This is a genomic window from Flavobacterium sp. RSSA_27 (genome assembly GCF_051547125.1).
In the GTDB taxonomy this organism is placed as follows: Bacteria; Bacteroidota; Bacteroidia; order Flavobacteriales; family Flavobacteriaceae; genus Flavobacterium.
In genome coordinates this window covers 367,343-382,787 of the sequence record NZ_JBPTTN010000002.1, presented here as the reverse complement: position 1 = coordinate 382,787, position 15,445 = coordinate 367,343, and the positions used below count along the sequence as shown (strand labels likewise).

14 protein-coding genes, 1 tRNA gene and 1 pseudogene are annotated in these 15,445 nt (G+C 34.9%); 9 read left to right on the top strand and 7 right to left on the bottom strand.

What is annotated here, in order from left to right:
• Positions 1–59 precede the first annotated feature (59 nt).
• From ACSVH5_RS04480 to ACSVH5_RS04470, 3 genes and pseudogenes are all read left to right on the top strand, one after another.
• Entirely contained in the window at positions 60–812 is a 753-nt protein-coding gene (locus ACSVH5_RS04480) for a DUF4369 domain-containing protein (protein WP_438060262.1), read from the top strand.
• An 18-nt stretch (positions 813–830) separates the two neighbouring features.
• Positions 831–1,220: pseudogene (locus ACSVH5_RS04475) on the top strand (TlpA family protein disulfide reductase); the annotation flags it as partial.
• A gap of 172 nt (positions 1,221–1,392) precedes the next feature.
• Positions 1,393–1,473 (top strand) — tRNA-Tyr (locus tag ACSVH5_RS04470).
• Between the two features lie 52 nt (positions 1,474–1,525).
• Here ACSVH5_RS04470 and ACSVH5_RS04465 read toward each other — a convergent pair.
• The 3 genes from ACSVH5_RS04465 to ACSVH5_RS04455 all read right to left on the bottom strand — a co-directional run bounded on the left by ACSVH5_RS04465 (position 1,526) and on the right by ACSVH5_RS04455 (position 3,696).
• Positions 1,526–2,239 carry an SIMPL domain-containing protein gene (locus ACSVH5_RS04465; RefSeq protein ID WP_438060261.1) on the bottom strand — a complete coding sequence of 238 codons (714 nt, stop codon included), beginning with the start codon at positions 2,237–2,239 and terminating at the stop codon, positions 1,526–1,528.
• A 30-nt stretch (positions 2,240–2,269) separates the two neighbouring features.
• On the bottom strand, positions 2,270–2,980 hold the full coding sequence (locus tag ACSVH5_RS04460) for a DUF5020 family protein (protein WP_438060260.1): 711 nt from the start codon (positions 2,978–2,980) through the stop codon (positions 2,270–2,272).
• An 80-nt stretch (positions 2,981–3,060) separates the two neighbouring features.
• Positions 3,061–3,696: a rhomboid family intramembrane serine protease gene (locus tag ACSVH5_RS04455; RefSeq protein ID WP_438060259.1), complete on the bottom strand. Its 636-nt coding sequence runs from the start codon at positions 3,694–3,696 to the stop codon at positions 3,061–3,063.
• Positions 3,697–3,810: 114 nt separating this feature from the next.
• On the opposite strand from ACSVH5_RS04455, the gene ACSVH5_RS04450 reads away from it, so the two are divergent.
• Positions 3,811–4,680: a lysophospholipid acyltransferase family protein gene (locus tag ACSVH5_RS04450; RefSeq protein WP_438060258.1), complete on the top strand. Its 870-nt coding sequence runs from the start codon at positions 3,811–3,813 to the stop codon at positions 4,678–4,680.
• A 64-nt stretch (positions 4,681–4,744) separates the two neighbouring features.
• On the opposite strand, the gene ACSVH5_RS04445 is transcribed toward ACSVH5_RS04450, so the two are convergent.
• From ACSVH5_RS04445 to ACSVH5_RS04430, 4 genes are all read right to left on the bottom strand, one after another.
• Positions 4,745–6,232: an aminotransferase class V-fold PLP-dependent enzyme gene (locus ACSVH5_RS04445; RefSeq protein WP_438060257.1), complete on the bottom strand. Its 1,488-nt coding sequence runs from the start codon at positions 6,230–6,232 to the stop codon at positions 4,745–4,747.
• A 459-nt stretch (positions 6,233–6,691) separates the two neighbouring features.
• On the bottom strand, positions 6,692–8,080 hold the full coding sequence (gene glmM / locus ACSVH5_RS04440) for a phosphoglucosamine mutase (RefSeq protein ID WP_438060256.1): 1,389 nt from the start codon (positions 8,078–8,080) through the stop codon (positions 6,692–6,694).
• Between the two features lie 313 nt (positions 8,081–8,393).
• Positions 8,394–9,302 (bottom strand): IS3 family transposase, encoded by a 909-nt coding sequence (locus ACSVH5_RS04435; protein WP_438060255.1) that lies wholly within the window; start codon positions 9,300–9,302, stop codon positions 8,394–8,396.
• An 8-nt stretch (positions 9,303–9,310) separates the two neighbouring features.
• Complete coding sequence (locus ACSVH5_RS04430) at positions 9,311–9,676, bottom strand: hypothetical protein (RefSeq protein ID WP_438060254.1); 366 nt, start codon at positions 9,674–9,676, stop codon at positions 9,311–9,313.
• 172 nt (positions 9,677–9,848) lie between these two features.
• Between ACSVH5_RS04430 and ACSVH5_RS04425 the strand changes: the two genes are divergently transcribed.
• The 5 genes from ACSVH5_RS04425 to ACSVH5_RS04405 all read left to right on the top strand — a co-directional run bounded on the left by ACSVH5_RS04425 (position 9,849) and on the right by ACSVH5_RS04405 (position 15,416).
• A complete protein-coding gene (locus ACSVH5_RS04425) occupies positions 9,849–10,433 on the top strand; it encodes an ACP phosphodiesterase (RefSeq protein WP_438060253.1) in 585 nt (194 codons plus the stop codon).
• Positions 10,430–12,112 (top strand): gamma-glutamyltransferase, encoded by a 1,683-nt coding sequence (gene ggt / locus ACSVH5_RS04420; RefSeq protein WP_438060252.1) that lies wholly within the window; start codon positions 10,430–10,432, stop codon positions 12,110–12,112. The genes ACSVH5_RS04425 and ggt overlap by 4 nt, the downstream gene beginning before the upstream one ends.
• A gap of 2 nt (positions 12,113–12,114) precedes the next feature.
• Positions 12,115–12,795 carry a DNA alkylation repair protein gene (locus ACSVH5_RS04415; protein ID WP_438060251.1) on the top strand — a complete coding sequence of 227 codons (681 nt, stop codon included), beginning with the start codon at positions 12,115–12,117 and terminating at the stop codon, positions 12,793–12,795.
• Positions 12,792–14,591 (top strand): chloride channel protein, encoded by a 1,800-nt coding sequence (locus ACSVH5_RS04410; RefSeq protein WP_438060250.1) that lies wholly within the window; start codon positions 12,792–12,794, stop codon positions 14,589–14,591. The genes ACSVH5_RS04415 and ACSVH5_RS04410 overlap by 4 nt, the downstream gene beginning before the upstream one ends.
• Positions 14,592–14,678: 87 nt before the next feature.
• On the top strand, positions 14,679–15,416 hold the full coding sequence (locus ACSVH5_RS04405) for an outer membrane lipoprotein-sorting protein (protein ID WP_438060249.1): 738 nt from the start codon (positions 14,679–14,681) through the stop codon (positions 15,414–15,416).
• Positions 15,417–15,445 lie beyond the last annotated feature (29 nt).

Here is a 15,445-nt window from a genome sequence, read left to right as displayed (position 1 = left end):
ATGCGTAATTTATAAATTTAAATACTTTTGCAAACAAAATCTAATAACATAACTCAAAAATGAAAAAAATCATTTTATTATTATCTGCTTCTGTTGTATTGTTTTCATGCAACAAAACTTCCTATACGATTTCTGGTACTGCTAAAGGAATTGAAAATGGAAAAACCATTATTTTAGAAAGTCAAGATGAAAGACTAGGCTTAATTGCAATTGATACTGTAAAAGTTGAGAATGGTAAATTTGAAATCGAAGGTAAAGCAACTGAACCAGCATTCCATTTAATTACTGTTGAGGGTATTCAAGGAAAATTACCATTCATCTTAGAAAACGGATCAATTGACATTGAAATCAACAAAGACTCACTTGATCAATCTAAAATTTCCGGAACGTACAACAACGACGAATACGCTGCATTCAACAAAGAAATCACAAAAGTTCAAAAGAAATTAATGGATTTCCAGAAAGCTAATATGCAAAAAATGAATGAGGCTCAAACTAAAAAAGATACTGCCGTTATTAACAGTTTGATGAAAGAATTCGTGACTATTCAAAAAGAAGTAAGTACTGCATCCAAAACAAAATATATTTCTTACGCTGAAACTCACCCAAAATCATTCATTACTGCATTGATCATTCAAGGAATGTTGAATGACCCATCTACTGATGTTAAAAAAGCGGAAAAATTATACGAAAGCTTAGAAGAATCTTTAAAAAATACTAAACCAGGAAAAGCGATCAAAGCACGATTTACAGAAATGAAAGCGCCTACAGTAGGAGCAACTGCACCTGCTGCACCAGGTTCAACAAAATGAAGAGCCGACTTTTCTGCGCCTAACCCTCAAGGAAAAGTAATCAGCTTAAAACAAAGTTTAGGTAAAGTTACCATAGTTGATTTTTGGGCCTCTTGGTGTGCCCCATGTCGTAAAGAAAACCCAAATATGGTTGCCCTTTACAAAGAATTTCACTCAAAAGGATTAAATATCATAGGTGTTTCTTTAGATAGATCCGCAAAAGCTTGGAAAGAAGCCATAGCAAAAGATGGACTAACCTGGACACAAGTTTCAAATTTGAAATTTTGGGATGAGCCAATTGCAAAACAATATAAAGTGGAAGCCATTCCAGCTACTTTTATACTAGATGCTTCAGGAAATGTAGTAGCACAAGGATTAAGCGGTGCTGCTTTAAAAGCCAAAGTTGAGGAACTTTTAAGCAAATACTAGTTGTAGTATTCAAACATAAAAAAAATCTCCCTAGTGGAGATTTTTTTTATTTAATTCATAGCCAATAGATTAAAAATTATTCGGAAATTAAGTGTATTTTTTATTTGGAGAACTCAAAAGTGTTCTTATATTTGCACCCGGTTAGCACAATAAGCAACAGCTTATGAGTCTTGGGGAGATACTCAAGCGGCCAACGAGGGCAGACTGTAAATCTGCTGTGAAAACTTCGCAGGTTCGAATCCTGCTCTCCCCACAAAAAAAGTCCCGATGCAAATCGGGACTTTTTTCTTTATACCTATTTCTCTCTATTCTAAAATAAAACTCACACTCACATTTACCACAATTGTAATTTCTCCAACAGCCAATGTTTCTCTTGGAGCAGCTTCAGTAGTATCATTCATAGCAGCCTTCATTGCATACACTGGAGCTGGTGATGGATAGTAATTTTGAGAATTATCTGAGATTAGTAACGCCTTACCTACTTTTTGTCCCAATACAGACACAAAATCATCTGCTTTAGCTTTGGCATCTTTCATGGCTAATTTTCGAGCCTCAGCTTGATATTGTGTTAATTTTGATGATTGAAACGTAACACCATCAATACGGTTAACTCCGGCATCAACCAAGCCTTCCATTAAACTATCATATTTGGTCAAATCTTTCAACAAAATCTCTATAGTTTGACTAGCATTATACGAACGCTTTTTAGATTCATATTCGTATTGTGGATTTAGGGCAACACGACGAGTTTTGAAATCATCTGCCGGAATATTCATTTTTTTAATACATTTTAAAACAGCTTCTGTTTTTATATCATTTTCTTTCTTTACCTCTTTGGCATTGGCTCCTTTGGTTTCAACAGTGATTACAATAGCTGCTTGATCTGGTGTAACTTTTACTCTTCCTTCTCCACTCACACTAATTTGAGGAATTGGCTTAGTATCTTGAGCATTTGAATGTCTTGCTGTTAAAATTAAAATAATAGCAATAACTACTTTCATTTTAGATAGTGTTTTCATACAATTACTTTTTTTTTAGTTTCATAGTAATTAAAAATTCCATTTAGCCGCAATAGTGGGTCTTGCAAAAAAACCAGCTCCTCCAGCAAAATCATTTGACAATTCTACTTCCCCTCCTAAAGATACGTTTTTATTTAAATTATACCACAACTGTGGTTCACATAAAAACACATAATCGGATGCTATGGGTGAACCATTTTTTGTAAAGACCAAATGATTCTCTTTCCAATAATCCAAAAAGCCATTAAAAGTGATTTTGTTTTTCATAAAATTTTTGGTCCAAACCATAGTAAATTGAAAATTATTAGGTTGATTATTTAAGGTGTTTCTTATGTTCTTATATAAAGCCATAATTGTGAGACTACTTGAAAAATCTTTAGACAAAAAGGTATAGGAAGGCCCAATTAAAATTGCTGTGCCAAATGTCCTTACATTTTTATTAGCACTTAAACCACCATTATACTCTAAATGTATTGCAATTGGAGCTTTCCACATTTTAATTTCTCGAGCAATTTCCAAATAAGCTAGCCCAATTCCTGTGGCGTTTTCACTATCCATTTTGGAGCCATTATAATCCATATCGATAAAGAAAAAAGTGTTGCCCCACTTATCTAATTTAAACATTTCAACTGTTGATGTAAGATACTGACGACCTTCCCCAAAATCATAATGTAATTGAATATTCTGAGCATTACTTCCAAAAATGTTAAAAAATAACAAAATAAAAATAGAATATTTCATAACAAACAATCATTTAAAAACAACAATAAAAAGGGCAATAAAATTCAAATCTTTAAGCAGATTATAGCGTTACCACTCAACTATTTATCTTTTTTTTCCAATATAAATAAAAAAACAATTGGAATTACCAATAGAATTACCATTAGCGTATGTTCAACCAATAATTGAGGTTCTTTAACTAAGGTAATTACAAAACCCCCTACAGCCCCTCCAAAATGAGCTGTATGACCAATATTGTCGTTTTGAGCCTTCATTCCATAAATAGAATACAACAAGTACAAAATCCCAAAAAGGTAGGCTGGAATCGGAATTACAAAAAACAAGCCCAACATCATATCAGGTTGTAATAAAATAGCAGAATATAAGACTCCAGTAACAGCACCTGAAGCACCAACGGCTCTATAACTATAGTCATTCTTGTGAAATGACATAGTTAGTAAACTACCAAAAACTAAACTACCAAAATACACCAAAACAAACGAAAAAGTACCTAAAAAGCCAATCACAACGGGGCCAAAAAAATAAAGCGTTAGCATGTTAAATAGTAAGTGTGGCATATCAACATGGAGAAAACCAGAAGTTAACATTCTAATTTGTTCCCCAGAACGAATACTTCCTACATGAAATTCATATTTTCTGAAGAAATAAAGGTCATTCCAACCTTTGTAACTCAACACAACATTAGCCAAAATAAGGGCTAGCAAAATCATATTCATATCCAACTATTTATAGTTATTGTGTAAAGATAGTAATCTTACATTTTTAAACCCTAGTTGCACTAACATTATATTGTTTGCATATTTGGGTTATATTTGCATAAAAAATCTAGCATGCAATTTCTAGTTTATATACTTGTTTTTCCTATACTTTGGATTATTTCTATCCTTCCTTTTCGCGTTTTTTATTGGTTCTCCGATCTTATTTACATCATTGTTTACCGAATTGTAGGCTACCGCAAAAAAACAGTACGTGCCAATATGGCCTTAGCCCTTCCGCATTTAAATTCACATGAACGACTTGTGGTGGAAAAGAAATTCTACCATCATTTATGCGACATGTTTTTAGAAATGGTAAAAACCTTAACCATTTCACACAAGGAAATGGACAAACGATTTAAAATTACTAATATCGAATTGGTAAAAGAATTTGAAAACAAAGGTAAAAGCGTGGTATTGCTTACCTCGCATTATGGTAGTTGGGAATGGTTAATGACCTTAAACAATCAAACGAAATTTCATGGTGTGGGAGTTTACAAAAAAATTGCTAATAAACACTTTGATCAATTAGTTAGAAACATCCGATCTAGATTTAATGCTGAATTGGTAGAAACTACTCAAACCATTCCATTAATGCGCGATAATGAAAAGTTAGATCAATTATTCATGTATGGTTTGGTTAGCGATCAATCCCCAAAACTCAACAGAGCTTTTCATTGGCATCCATTTATGGGGGTTGAAGTTCCTGTCCATACAGGAGCCGAAATGTTGGCCAAACGATATGATTTGAATGTGCTTTTTGTTGATGTTCAAAAAATTAAAAGAGGCTATTATGAAGCTACATTTGTGGCTATTACCGAAGATCCCAGAAGCATACCCGATTTTGAAATTACAGAACATTTTTTAAAATTAGTCGAAAAACAGATCCTTGATGCTCCAGAATATTATTTGTGGACACATAAAAGATGGAAACACAAACGTTAATCAAAAAAAAAAAAAAAACTCATCACGAACTGTAATGAGTTTTTTTTTATGGAAAATTTGATGTCTACTTTGTAAACCAGTCTTCCACTAATTTATTTTCGAATGAAGTTGCTTGCTGGTGAATGAATTCATTGGTTTCCGCATTATACTGATATTCCTTGGCCCATTCTTTATGATTCTCGGCTAAAGATCGAATAGCATTGCAAACATATTCTATTTCAGCTGAAGTTGTAGTGGGATGAATAGACATTCTAATCCACCCCGGTTTACGGATTAAATCGCCTAAGCTTATTTCGTTAACCAACTTGTGAGACGTTTCTTGATCTACGTGTAGTAAAAAATGCCCGTAAGTTCCAGCGCAACTACAGCCTCCTCTTGTTTGAATTCCGAAACGATCATTGAGCAGTTTTACGCCTAGGTTAAAATGCAAATCGTCTATAAAAAATGAAATTACTCCTAATCTTTCTTGATGTTGTCCAGCTAAGATTTTGATATTTGAAACATTCTGTAGTGAATCAAATACATACTCCACAATTTCGTGTTCGCGTTTCAAAATATTGTCAATTCCCATTTCGTCTTTCAACTGAATAGCCAAAGCGGTTTTAATCACTTGCAAGAAGCCAGGCGTTCCTCCATCTTCTCTATCTTCAATATTATCGATGTATTTGTGCTCCCCCCAAGGATTCGTCCAGGAAACGGTGCCTCCTCCTGGGCAATCCGGCACCATATTGTTGTACAATTTATTATTAAAAACCAATACTCCCGAAGTACCAGGCCCGCCTAAAAATTTATGCGGTGAAAAGAAAATAGCATCCAAATACGTCTCCTCATCCTCGGGATGCATATCAATGGATACGTAAGGTCCTGAACAAGCAAAATCCACAAAGCAAACGCCATTATGTTGATGCATTATTTTGGCCACTTCATGATAAGGCGTGCGAATACCTGTAACATTAGAACAAGAAGTAATGGAAGCAATCTTTAAAGTTCGCCCTTTGTATTTTTCAAGTAAAATTTTTAGATTTTCTAATGAAAAAAGACCTTCTTCGGTGGAAGGAATTACTTCAACATCGGCGATGGTTTCTAACCAAGAGGTTTGATTGGAATGGTGCTCCATATGAGAAATAAAAACTACTGGTTTTTTCTCGATTGGAATGGCAATAAAATCTTTTAAGTTTTCAGGAACTTTAATCCCTAAGATACGTTGAAACTTATTCACAACGCCTGTCATTCCTGTACCGTCTGTTATTAAAACATCATTATGATTGGCATTAACGTGTTGCTTAATGATATTTCTAGCGTGGTGATAGGCTTTGGTCATAGCCGTTCCAGAAACGGTAGTTTCCGTATGCGTATTAGCCACAAAAGGTCCGAAAGCATTCATCAATTTCTCTTCAATGGGGCGATACAATCTTCCGCTTGCGGTCCAATCGGTGTAGATGATTTTTTTTCGTCCAAATGGTGATTCAAATTCTTGATCAATCCCGATGATGTTTTTGCGGAATTGTTGAAAATACTGTTCTAAAGCCGTCTCTTTTGTGCTATTTGTCATTATATCTTTCATTTGATTGCAAATATATTGTATTTGATTGAAAACGTAAGATTGATTTTGGTTTTATTCAATGTAAACACTCTTAAATAATTAAAAAAAAAGTTAAACACGAATTACACAAATTTACACGAAATTTTGTTGCTTTATAAATTACACAAATCCAGAAGTAAATTAAGAAAATTTGCTGTTTTAAAAGACCTAGCAAATTTGTGCAAAGGGTTTTTAATGACGATTGTCTTATGGTTCTCATAAAAAAACCTTTCCAATGTACTGAAAAGGTTTTTTTTTGATTTATGAAGCTAAAAAATGAAACCAAAAAAGCCAGTTGTGACTCTTTTACCCCCGATAGGAGCGGCATCCTTTGTTTTTTATTTTCAAAAAACAAAGATATAGCGGATAGCGGGATTCCTGTTTCCTGATTAGCCTAATGTATTGGTCCTAAAAACTAAACTCTTGTTTTTAGATTCCAGCGACTGCTTTGATTTCTTCAATGATTCGCAACGCTAAATCGTCTGCCAATTGTTGTGTCGCGGCCTCGGTGTAAATACGGATAATCGGTTCTGTATTTGATTTTCTTAGGTGTACCCAATTCTCGGCAAAATCAATTTTCACTCCGTCAATGGTCGTGATGTTTTCTGATTGATACTTATCGGTCATTGCCACCAAAATCGCATCCACATCAATTTGAGGTGTCAATTCGATTTTGTTTTTACTCATATAATATTCAGGATACGAAGCACGCAAGGCAGATACTTTCATTTTTTTATTGGCCAAATGCGTCAAAAACAAAGCCACACCCACCAAGCTATCGCGCCCGTAATGCAATTCAGGATAGATGATTCCACCATTGCCCTCACCACCGATAATAGCGTTATTTTTTTTCATCAACTCCACTACATTCACCTCGCCTACTGCACTCGCTTCGTAGCTGCCCCCGTGCGCAACCGTTACATCGCGCAACGCTCTAGATGAAGACATATTCGAAACCGTATTACCCGGAGTTTTGCTCAAAACATAATCTGCACAAGCTACCAAAGTATACTCTTCGCCAAACATTTCGCCATCCTCAGAAATGAAAGCCAAACGATCAACATCTGGGTCTACGACGATTCCGAAATGCGCTTTTTCTTCGACTACTAAAGCTGAAATATCCGTTAGATGTTCTTTCAGAGGCTCAGGGTTGTGAGGAAAATGGCCATTGGGTTCGCAGTACAATTTTACTACTTCAACCCCCATTTGCTCTAACAATTTTGGGATGATGATTCCGCCAGATGAATTTACTCCATCAACCACCACTTTGAAGTTGGCTGCTTTTACTGCTTCAATATCGACTAATGGCAAATTCAATACTTCATCGATATGAATATCCATATAAGCGTCATTGATGGTAATTTCGCCCAAACTATCCACGTCTGAAAAATCAAAAGCTTCCGCTTCAGCAATGGCTAATATTTTCTCGCCATCGGCACCACTTAAAAACTCACCCTTTTCATTGAGAAGCTTCAAAGCATTCCATTGTTTTGGATTATGAGACGCGGTTAAAATGATTCCACCATCAGCTTTTTCCATTGGAACTGCGACTTCAACAGTAGGAGTTGTCGACAATCCTAAGTCGATTACATCAATACCTAAACCTAATAATGTATTCACCACTAAATTATGAATCATAGGTCCAGAAATACGAGCATCTCTACCAATTACAACGGTGTTTTTTTCTTTATTGCTATGTTTTTTTAACCAAGTTCCGTAGGCCGAAGCAAATTTTACTGCATCTACAGGAGTTAAATTGTCCCCAACTTTTCCTCCAATCGTTCCTCGAATACCTGATATTGATTTGATTAATGTCATTTTATTTCAATTTGGTTATAGCTACAAATATAAAAAAGTTGGATGGGCTAATAGTCTTTCCAACGAAAAGTTTTTAGTTAAGGAAAATGAGGCTTTTATTGTGAGGCTTTCGTATTTAAAAAAAGTTAGCCACGACCCGAGCGATAGCGAATAGGCGAAGCAATTACACCAATTGACACTAATTGTCATCGAAACTAAAATTGAATGTCACGAATTCTAGCAACATAAGTAATACGTGTGTATCGTCCTAAAAAAAGTTTACAGTTTTTAATTAATTCCTAGAATAGGTTTACTTTATTTTTTAATACTAGAATTAGTTTACAATGATAGTGTTTTTTTGATAATAGTTCTTCCATAGTTTTTCTGTTTTTATGTTGTTATAATGAACTTTTTCAGGCGTTAAATAACCTACACTTTGATGTGGCCGTTCCTGATTGTATAATCTTACTACAGTTTCCAATAATTCTTTAGCCTGTTTAATGCTATCAACCGAATAGTCATTTAGATATTCTTCCTTAATAATCCCATTTATTCGCTCTGCAATAGCATTTTCTAATGGATCACCATTTTCGGTCATGCTTATTTGTATGTCATTTCCTTTTAGAAGTTTAATATATAAATCGCTGCAATACTGCACTCCTCTATCTGAATGATGCGTGAGTTGAAAATGGCAATCTGGCCCCTTGTTCAGGCCAGAGATTGCCATTTTCAACGCTTCTATGGTTTCAACAGCTTCCATAGTCTGAGAGACATGATAACCAACAATCTTTCTTGAATAAGCATCGGTTATAAAGCTTATATAGAGGAATCCGTTTTCTGTTTTCCAATATGTTATGTCGCTAACCCATAATTGATTCGGTGAACTTGGAATAAAATTTCGGATCAAATTTGGATATTTTTTGAATCTGTGATAAGAATTTGTTGTTGAAATTTTTCTTTTTTTTCTTCTTACTAACAAAAAATTGGCGCTCAATAAATCAAATAAAGCATCCCTTCCCATTTTTATTTGATGTTCTATAAAAAAGGGCTGAAGTAACTCATAGAGTTTTCGTGTACCGATGTGACGATGGTTTTTTCTAATTTCCAAAACCCGTTGCACAACCAACTCTTCTTCAAAACAAACTAGCTCTTGTTGCCAAAAATGCTGATAATAAGATTGCCTAGTGACACCAAGTAATTGACAAAATTTCCCTAGGCTAACTCCGGAATTTCTGTCTTTCATTTCTTGAATTACTTGGAATCGGACTTTTTTATAATAGAAATTTTAAACTCTTTCTCAGCTATCTCAATCATACGCTTGTACATTTGAAGCTGGAGTTTTAAATCTTCATTCTCTTTTTCAACATCTTTTGAAGTCGATTGTTGTCGTTTTGCCATAAATTGAAATTCTGAAATCGAGGAAGTTTTGGATTCAATATACCCAAATTTACGAAGCCAATATAATATAATACTTGTACTTGATTTTATTCCAAATTGAGATTTTATCTCTTCCTTCGTTTTAGTTCCATTCATGTATTCTTCGCAAACCTTATGCTTGAATTCCTCTGAATAATTTGAATAGCGATTTGTAGTTTTTATTCTTGTACGATTGATCATAAATTTACATTTTTATGTAAACCTATTTCAGGACAAGACAGTGTCATTAAAACACATTTTAATTCGTGATTCATTAGTGAATTCGTGGTGGATATTTTTCCCTGAAGAAATGATTGCTTTTATTGTGAAGCTTTTTAAAGTTTGTATCTTTGAAAATAGTCAAAGCAAAACAATGAACTTTCTCGCGCACATTTTTCTATCGGGTGATGATGAATTACTCAAAATAGGCAATTTTATGGCCGATGGCATTCGTGGAAAACAGTACGAGCACTTCCCTTTGTCCATACAAAAAGGCATTCGTTTGCATCGCTTCATTGATACTTACACCGACGCACATCCTGTTTTTAGAAAAAGTACGCAAAGACTGCACACCCAATACCATCACTATGCTGGAGTCATTGTTGATTTGTTTTACGACCATTTTTTAGCTAAAAATTGGAGTACTTATTCTGATAAAAATCTAGAGGATTTTACCGAAACTTTTTATCAATCGTTAAGGGACAATTACGATATTTTATCCGAAAGAACTAAAGGAATAATGCCTTACTTGATCAAGCACAATTGGTTATTGAGTTATCAAACAGTAGAAGGGATTGGTCGGATTTTGACACAAATGGATAATAGAACCAAAAACGCATCCAAAATGAGGTTTTCCTCGAATGAATTGGTTGAATTTTATCCAGAATTTGAAGAAGAGTTTACTATCTTTTTCCAAGACATACAAGAACAAGTGATAATAAAAATGCAACAACTATGAAAATTTTCCAACTTCTATTTCTTTCTATTTTCTGTAGTTTTTTGAGTGAAAATGTACTGGCGCAAACCGGTCTAATCGCTAACAAAGCTATGGTGGTGTCTGCACGAGAAGAAGCTTCCAAGATAGGCGTCGAAATTATGCAAAAAGGAGGCAATGCTTTTGATGCTATGGTGGCTACCGAATTGGCTTTGGCAGTTGCTTATCCCTATGCGGGAAATTTAGGCGGCGGTGGATTTATGGTGTATCGCAAAGCGAATGGCGAAATTGGTTCTTTGGATTATAGAGAAAAAGCGCCATTGGCAGCTCATAAAACGATGTTTTTGGATAAAGAAGGTAACGTCATCAAAGGAAAAAGTACCGAATCACCTTTAGCCATTGGTGTACCCGGAACAATCGCTGGTGTTTTTGCCGTTCATAAAAAGCTAGGAAGTTTGCCTATGTCGGAAATACTAAAACCTGTAATTGCTTTGGCAGAAAAAGGCGTTATAGTTACGCGCAAGCAAGAACTCCGATTAAACGATTATCGTGAAGAAATTATAAAAGCAAATGGAAAAAACACCTTGTTTGCACAACCTTTTAAAGAAAAAGACACCATAAAATATCCCGCTCTAGCCGCAACACTAAAGCGAATCGCAAAAAATGGTCGCGATGAATTTTACAAAGGACAAACGGCAAAAACGTTAGTGCAGTATTTACAACAAAAAGGAGGCATCATCACGATGAAAGATTTACGTCAATACGAGGCCAAATGGCGTACTCCCCTATCGTTTCAATACAAGGATTTAAAAATCACCTCTATGCCTCCACCAAGTAGCGGTGGTATTTGTTTGGCTGAAATTTTTAAGATGATTGCTCCCTTTGATGTATCTAAAATGGGGCATAATTCAACAGAAGCTATACAAGTAATTGTAGAAGCGGAACGCAGGGCTTATGCCGACAGAAGTCATTATCTTGGCGACCCCGATTTTGTTAAAATTCCAATTAAAGCATTACTAGCTGATGACTATTTACAGCAACGTATGAGTACTTTTAGTTTCGAAAAAGCCACCTTGTCCTCTGAAATTAAAGAAGGAAAAGTGAACTATAACGAAAGTACAGAAACCACTCATTATTCTATAGTAGATGCCGCTGGAAATGCGGTGGCAGCTACTACAACCTTAAATGATGGGTATGGTTCCAAATACTATTGCGATGCTTTAGGTTTTTTTCTCAATAACGAAATGGATGATTTTAGCGCCAAGCCAGGAACACCAAATATGTTTGGTTTAATTGGAAACGAAGCCAACAGTATTGCTCCGGGAAAGCGAATGCTAAGTTCTATGACTCCAACTATCGTTGAAAAAAACGGTCAATTATTTATGGTAGTGGGTTCGCCGGGTGGGTCAACGATTATTACTTCGGTTTTACAAACGATTCTCAATGTTTACGAATACCAAATGAGTATGCAACAGGCTGTAAATGCGCCTCGTTTTCATCATCAGTGGTTACCAGATTTAATTACGTTTGAACCAAAAACATTCGACACTGCAACTTTTGAAAAACTAAAAACTAAAGGCTATATCATCAATGAAAAAACGACTCCTGTTATTGGCAAAGTCGATGCAATTTTGGTTTTACCAAATAAAAAACTAGAAGGAGGAGCTGATTTTAGAGGTGACGATACGGCGGTTGGCTTTTAATTATGGATTTCATTACAGCCTTAGAAAAAGAATTTATAGCGCAGGCCAATACAGCACAAAGTAGGGCTATGCAAGCGTATATGAAAAACAACTTTCCGTTTTTTGGTATTCCAATGCCACAACGAAGAGCAATTTTAAAATCGGTTAGCATAACTTATTCAGTTGAAATAAAAGCAAATGCTCGCACGCTTGCACTTCAGATTTATGAAAAACCACAAAGGGAATTTCATTATTGTGCAATAGAACTTTTAATTCAGAATTGCAGCAAAAAATTACAAAAAGATGACATTCATTGGATAGAACAACTACTACTCACCTACTCTTGGTGGGATACTGTCGATACGATTAGCAAATATTTATTGGGACGCTATTTGGTTCAATTCCCTGAACAAACGAATAAGGTGATTGAGAAATTTTCTAATGCTCCAAATATTTGGTTGAACAGAAGTACACTTTTATTTCAATTAGACTATAAAAAGAATACCAATTTTACTATCTTAGAAGCTGTTTGTGAACACTTTAAAGAAAGTAATGCGTTTTTTATCCAGAAAGCAATCGGTTGGGCATTAAGAGAATACAGTAAAATCAATCCGATAGCCGTTCAAAACTATGTTGTAAGTACCCATTTAAAACCCTTAAGTACAAAAGAAGCCTTACGTATTATTGAAAAACAACAACTATGAATTTCAGCACTATTATTACTAGCGTGGTCAATCGCTTCGAAGCACTAATTGTATGGAGTCAAAGTAAATTTACTAGTAAACAATTCATTTTTTTATCGAGTGTATTGGTAGGAATTTCAGTAGGTTTGGCAGTTATTGTCCTAAAATCGTTTGCGCATTCTGTTTTTACTTTTGCTACCTATGTCAATGATATACTAAAACTCAATTACATCAACAGTATTCTTCCAATCATAGGGATTTTACTTACGGTTTTTGTTGTAGATAAACTATTGGGTGGCTCAATTGAAAAAGGGACGTCTCAAATTTTGTTTGCAGTAGCTAAAAAAGCGGGGATTATTCCTAAAAAACAAATGTATGCTCAAATTGTGACTAGTTCCTTAACCGTTGGTTTGGGGGGGTCGGCTGGTTTGGAAAGTCCCATTGTAATTACCGGAGCAGCTTTTGGTTCCAATTACGCACAAAAATACAATTTAAGTTATAAAGACAGGACTTTGCTTATTGGCTGTGGCGTTGCAGCAGGAATTGCGGCAGCTTTTAATGCTCCTATAGCCGGTGTATTATTTGCGGTAGAAGTTTTGTTGGTTGATGTAAGTATTTCTGCATTTACACCTATTATGATTGCCGCTGCCACAGGTGCAATGGTATCTGTTGTTGCACTGGATGAAAGTATCTTACTGACCTTCAAGCAGCAAGAACATTTTCATCATTTCAATATTATCTACTATGTTTTTTTAGGAATTTTTACAGGATTTATTTCTGTGTATTATTCCAGATATTTTCAAAAAATAGAACGGTATTTTCATGTTTCAAAACTTTCTATTTATAAAAAGGCTTTATTGGGCTCAAGTATTTTGGCTTTGTTGATTTTTGTATTCCCTACACTTTTTGGAGAAGGGTATGAAAGCATTCGTATTTTGTCTCAAAATGACCCTGGACAATTACTTGAAAACACCCTTTTCAAAGGCTTTCGCAATAATAATTGGATGTTACTTTTATTCATTGGTGCCAGTATGATGCTCAAAGTTTTTGCTACAGGATTCACCTTAAGTTGCGGAGGAAATGGAGGTAATTTTGCTCCCTCTCTATTTTTAGGCTCCTATATTGGTTTTTTCTTTTCATCCTTACTCAACCTTATTGGTATTGCCAAATTACCCGTGAGTAATTTCACCATCGTTGGAATGGCAGGTATATTGAGTGGATTATTTCACGCTCCGCTTACAGCCATTTTCTTGATTGCTGAAATTACAGGAGGTTATGGACTGATGATACCGTTGATGATTGTTGCTTCTACTAGTTATGCCATTTCAAAACGCTTTGAAAAACATTCGATGGATGTGAAAAATTTGGCCAAAAAAGGACACGCTTTTACCGGTAATAAAGATGCTAATGTCTTATCAACTTTAGAAACTAGTACTATCATTGACACTAGTTATCTCACAATTTCTCCAAACGAAAACTTAGAACACTTAGTGGATTTAATTTCCCATTCGGATCAAGTTATTTTTCCCGTAGTAAATGAAGAAAAAGAATTATTAGGTGTGGTTCATTTTAATGACATTAGAGAAATCATATTCAATACCTATCGCGTAAAATATACTTTGGTCAAAGAAATTATGGTCGAACCAGCTGCCTTGGTGGCTCCAACAGATCGTATGGAAATCGTAATGAATAAATTTGAACAAACCAAAAAAGCTTTTCTTCCTGTTGTACAATTCGGAAAATATTATGGCTTTATCTCGAAATCAGTGGCTTTAGAAGCTTATCGCACCAAACTTAAAGCTATGACAATTGATTAATGTGTATTTTAAAAGTTTTTTTACTGTAACAAAAGAGGCAAAACGCCTACTAACCCGATTAAAATCAAATAACTAAATTCAAAAATTATGAAAACATTAAAATTGACAACTTTAGCATTGTTTCTTCTAGCAAGTAGTTCCTCGCTAATAGCACAAACTGCAGATGAAATTATTTCAAAATACATCACCACTATTGGTGGAGCAGAAAAACTAAATGCGCTGAAAAGTGTGAAGATGGAAATGGTAGCCAATGCACAAGGAATGGAAATTCCGGTTGAAATTTTCCAAGAAAAAGGAGGAAAAATGGCTGTAAAGCTTAACTTCCAAGGAAAAGAAATAACCCAAATGGCCTCAGATGGTGAAACAATGTGGAGCACCAACTTTATGACTATGAAAGCTGAAAAATTGGATGCAGAGTCTACTGCTAATGCTAAATTGAGTAATGCAGATTTTCCAGATCCATTTTTAGATTATAAATCCAAGGGATATAGTGCAGAATTTATGGGTAAAGAAACAAAAGAAGGTACAGAATGCTTCAAAATAAAATTTACCAAAAAACCAATCATGGTGGATGGTGTAAAATCGGATGATGTTACTTACTATTTTTTCGAAACTGAAAATAATTTACCCATCGCAGCAGAAACTGAAATTAAGCAAGGGCCTTCAAAAGGCCAAAAATCTACTTCAACCATGAGTGATTACCAAGAAGTGGATGGAATTTATTTTCCTTTTTCTATGAATCAAGGTGGCCAAGTGATGAAAGTTAAAAAAATCACTTTAAACCCAACTGTAGACCCAAAAGTTTACGTTTTCCCAGCGCAATAACATTAATATAATCAAACCAAAGTCCTTAT

What these genes read in the sequence shown, in the direction of transcription:
- ACSVH5_RS04455 (WP_438060259.1), bottom strand. Translation starts at nt 3,696, where the DNA reads ATGAATATGATTTTGCTAGCCCTTATTTTGGCTAATGTTGTGTTGAGT.
- glmM (WP_438060256.1), bottom strand. Translation starts at nt 8,080, where the DNA reads ATGACATTAATCAAATCAATATCAGGTATTCGAGGAACGATTGGAGGA.
- ggt (WP_438060252.1), top strand. Translation starts at nt 10,430, where the DNA reads ATGAAAATTTTCCAACTTCTATTTCTTTCTATTTTCTGTAGTTTTTTG.
- ACSVH5_RS04415 (WP_438060251.1), top strand. Translation starts at nt 12,115, where the DNA reads ATGGATTTCATTACAGCCTTAGAAAAAGAATTTATAGCGCAGGCCAAT.
- ACSVH5_RS04460 (WP_438060260.1), bottom strand. Translation starts at nt 2,980, where the DNA reads ATGAAATATTCTATTTTTATTTTGTTATTTTTTAACATTTTTGGAAGT.
- ACSVH5_RS04425 (WP_438060253.1), top strand. Translation starts at nt 9,849, where the DNA reads ATGAACTTTCTCGCGCACATTTTTCTATCGGGTGATGATGAATTACTC.
- ACSVH5_RS04480 (WP_438060262.1), top strand. Translation starts at nt 60, where the DNA reads ATGAAAAAAATCATTTTATTATTATCTGCTTCTGTTGTATTGTTTTCA.
- ACSVH5_RS04435 (WP_438060255.1), bottom strand. Translation starts at nt 9,302, where the DNA reads ATGAAAGACAGAAATTCCGGAGTTAGCCTAGGGAAATTTTGTCAATTA.
- ACSVH5_RS04450 (WP_438060258.1), top strand. Translation starts at nt 3,811, where the DNA reads ATGCAATTTCTAGTTTATATACTTGTTTTTCCTATACTTTGGATTATT.
- ACSVH5_RS04465 (WP_438060261.1), bottom strand. Translation starts at nt 2,239, where the DNA reads ATGAAAACACTATCTAAAATGAAAGTAGTTATTGCTATTATTTTAATT.
- ACSVH5_RS04410 (WP_438060250.1), top strand. Translation starts at nt 12,792, where the DNA reads ATGAATTTCAGCACTATTATTACTAGCGTGGTCAATCGCTTCGAAGCA.
- ACSVH5_RS04430 (WP_438060254.1), bottom strand. Translation starts at nt 9,676, where the DNA reads ATGATCAATCGTACAAGAATAAAAACTACAAATCGCTATTCAAATTAT.
- ACSVH5_RS04445 (WP_438060257.1), bottom strand. Translation starts at nt 6,232, where the DNA reads ATGACAAATAGCACAAAAGAGACGGCTTTAGAACAGTATTTTCAACAA.
- ACSVH5_RS04405 (WP_438060249.1), top strand. Translation starts at nt 14,679, where the DNA reads ATGAAAACATTAAAATTGACAACTTTAGCATTGTTTCTTCTAGCAAGT.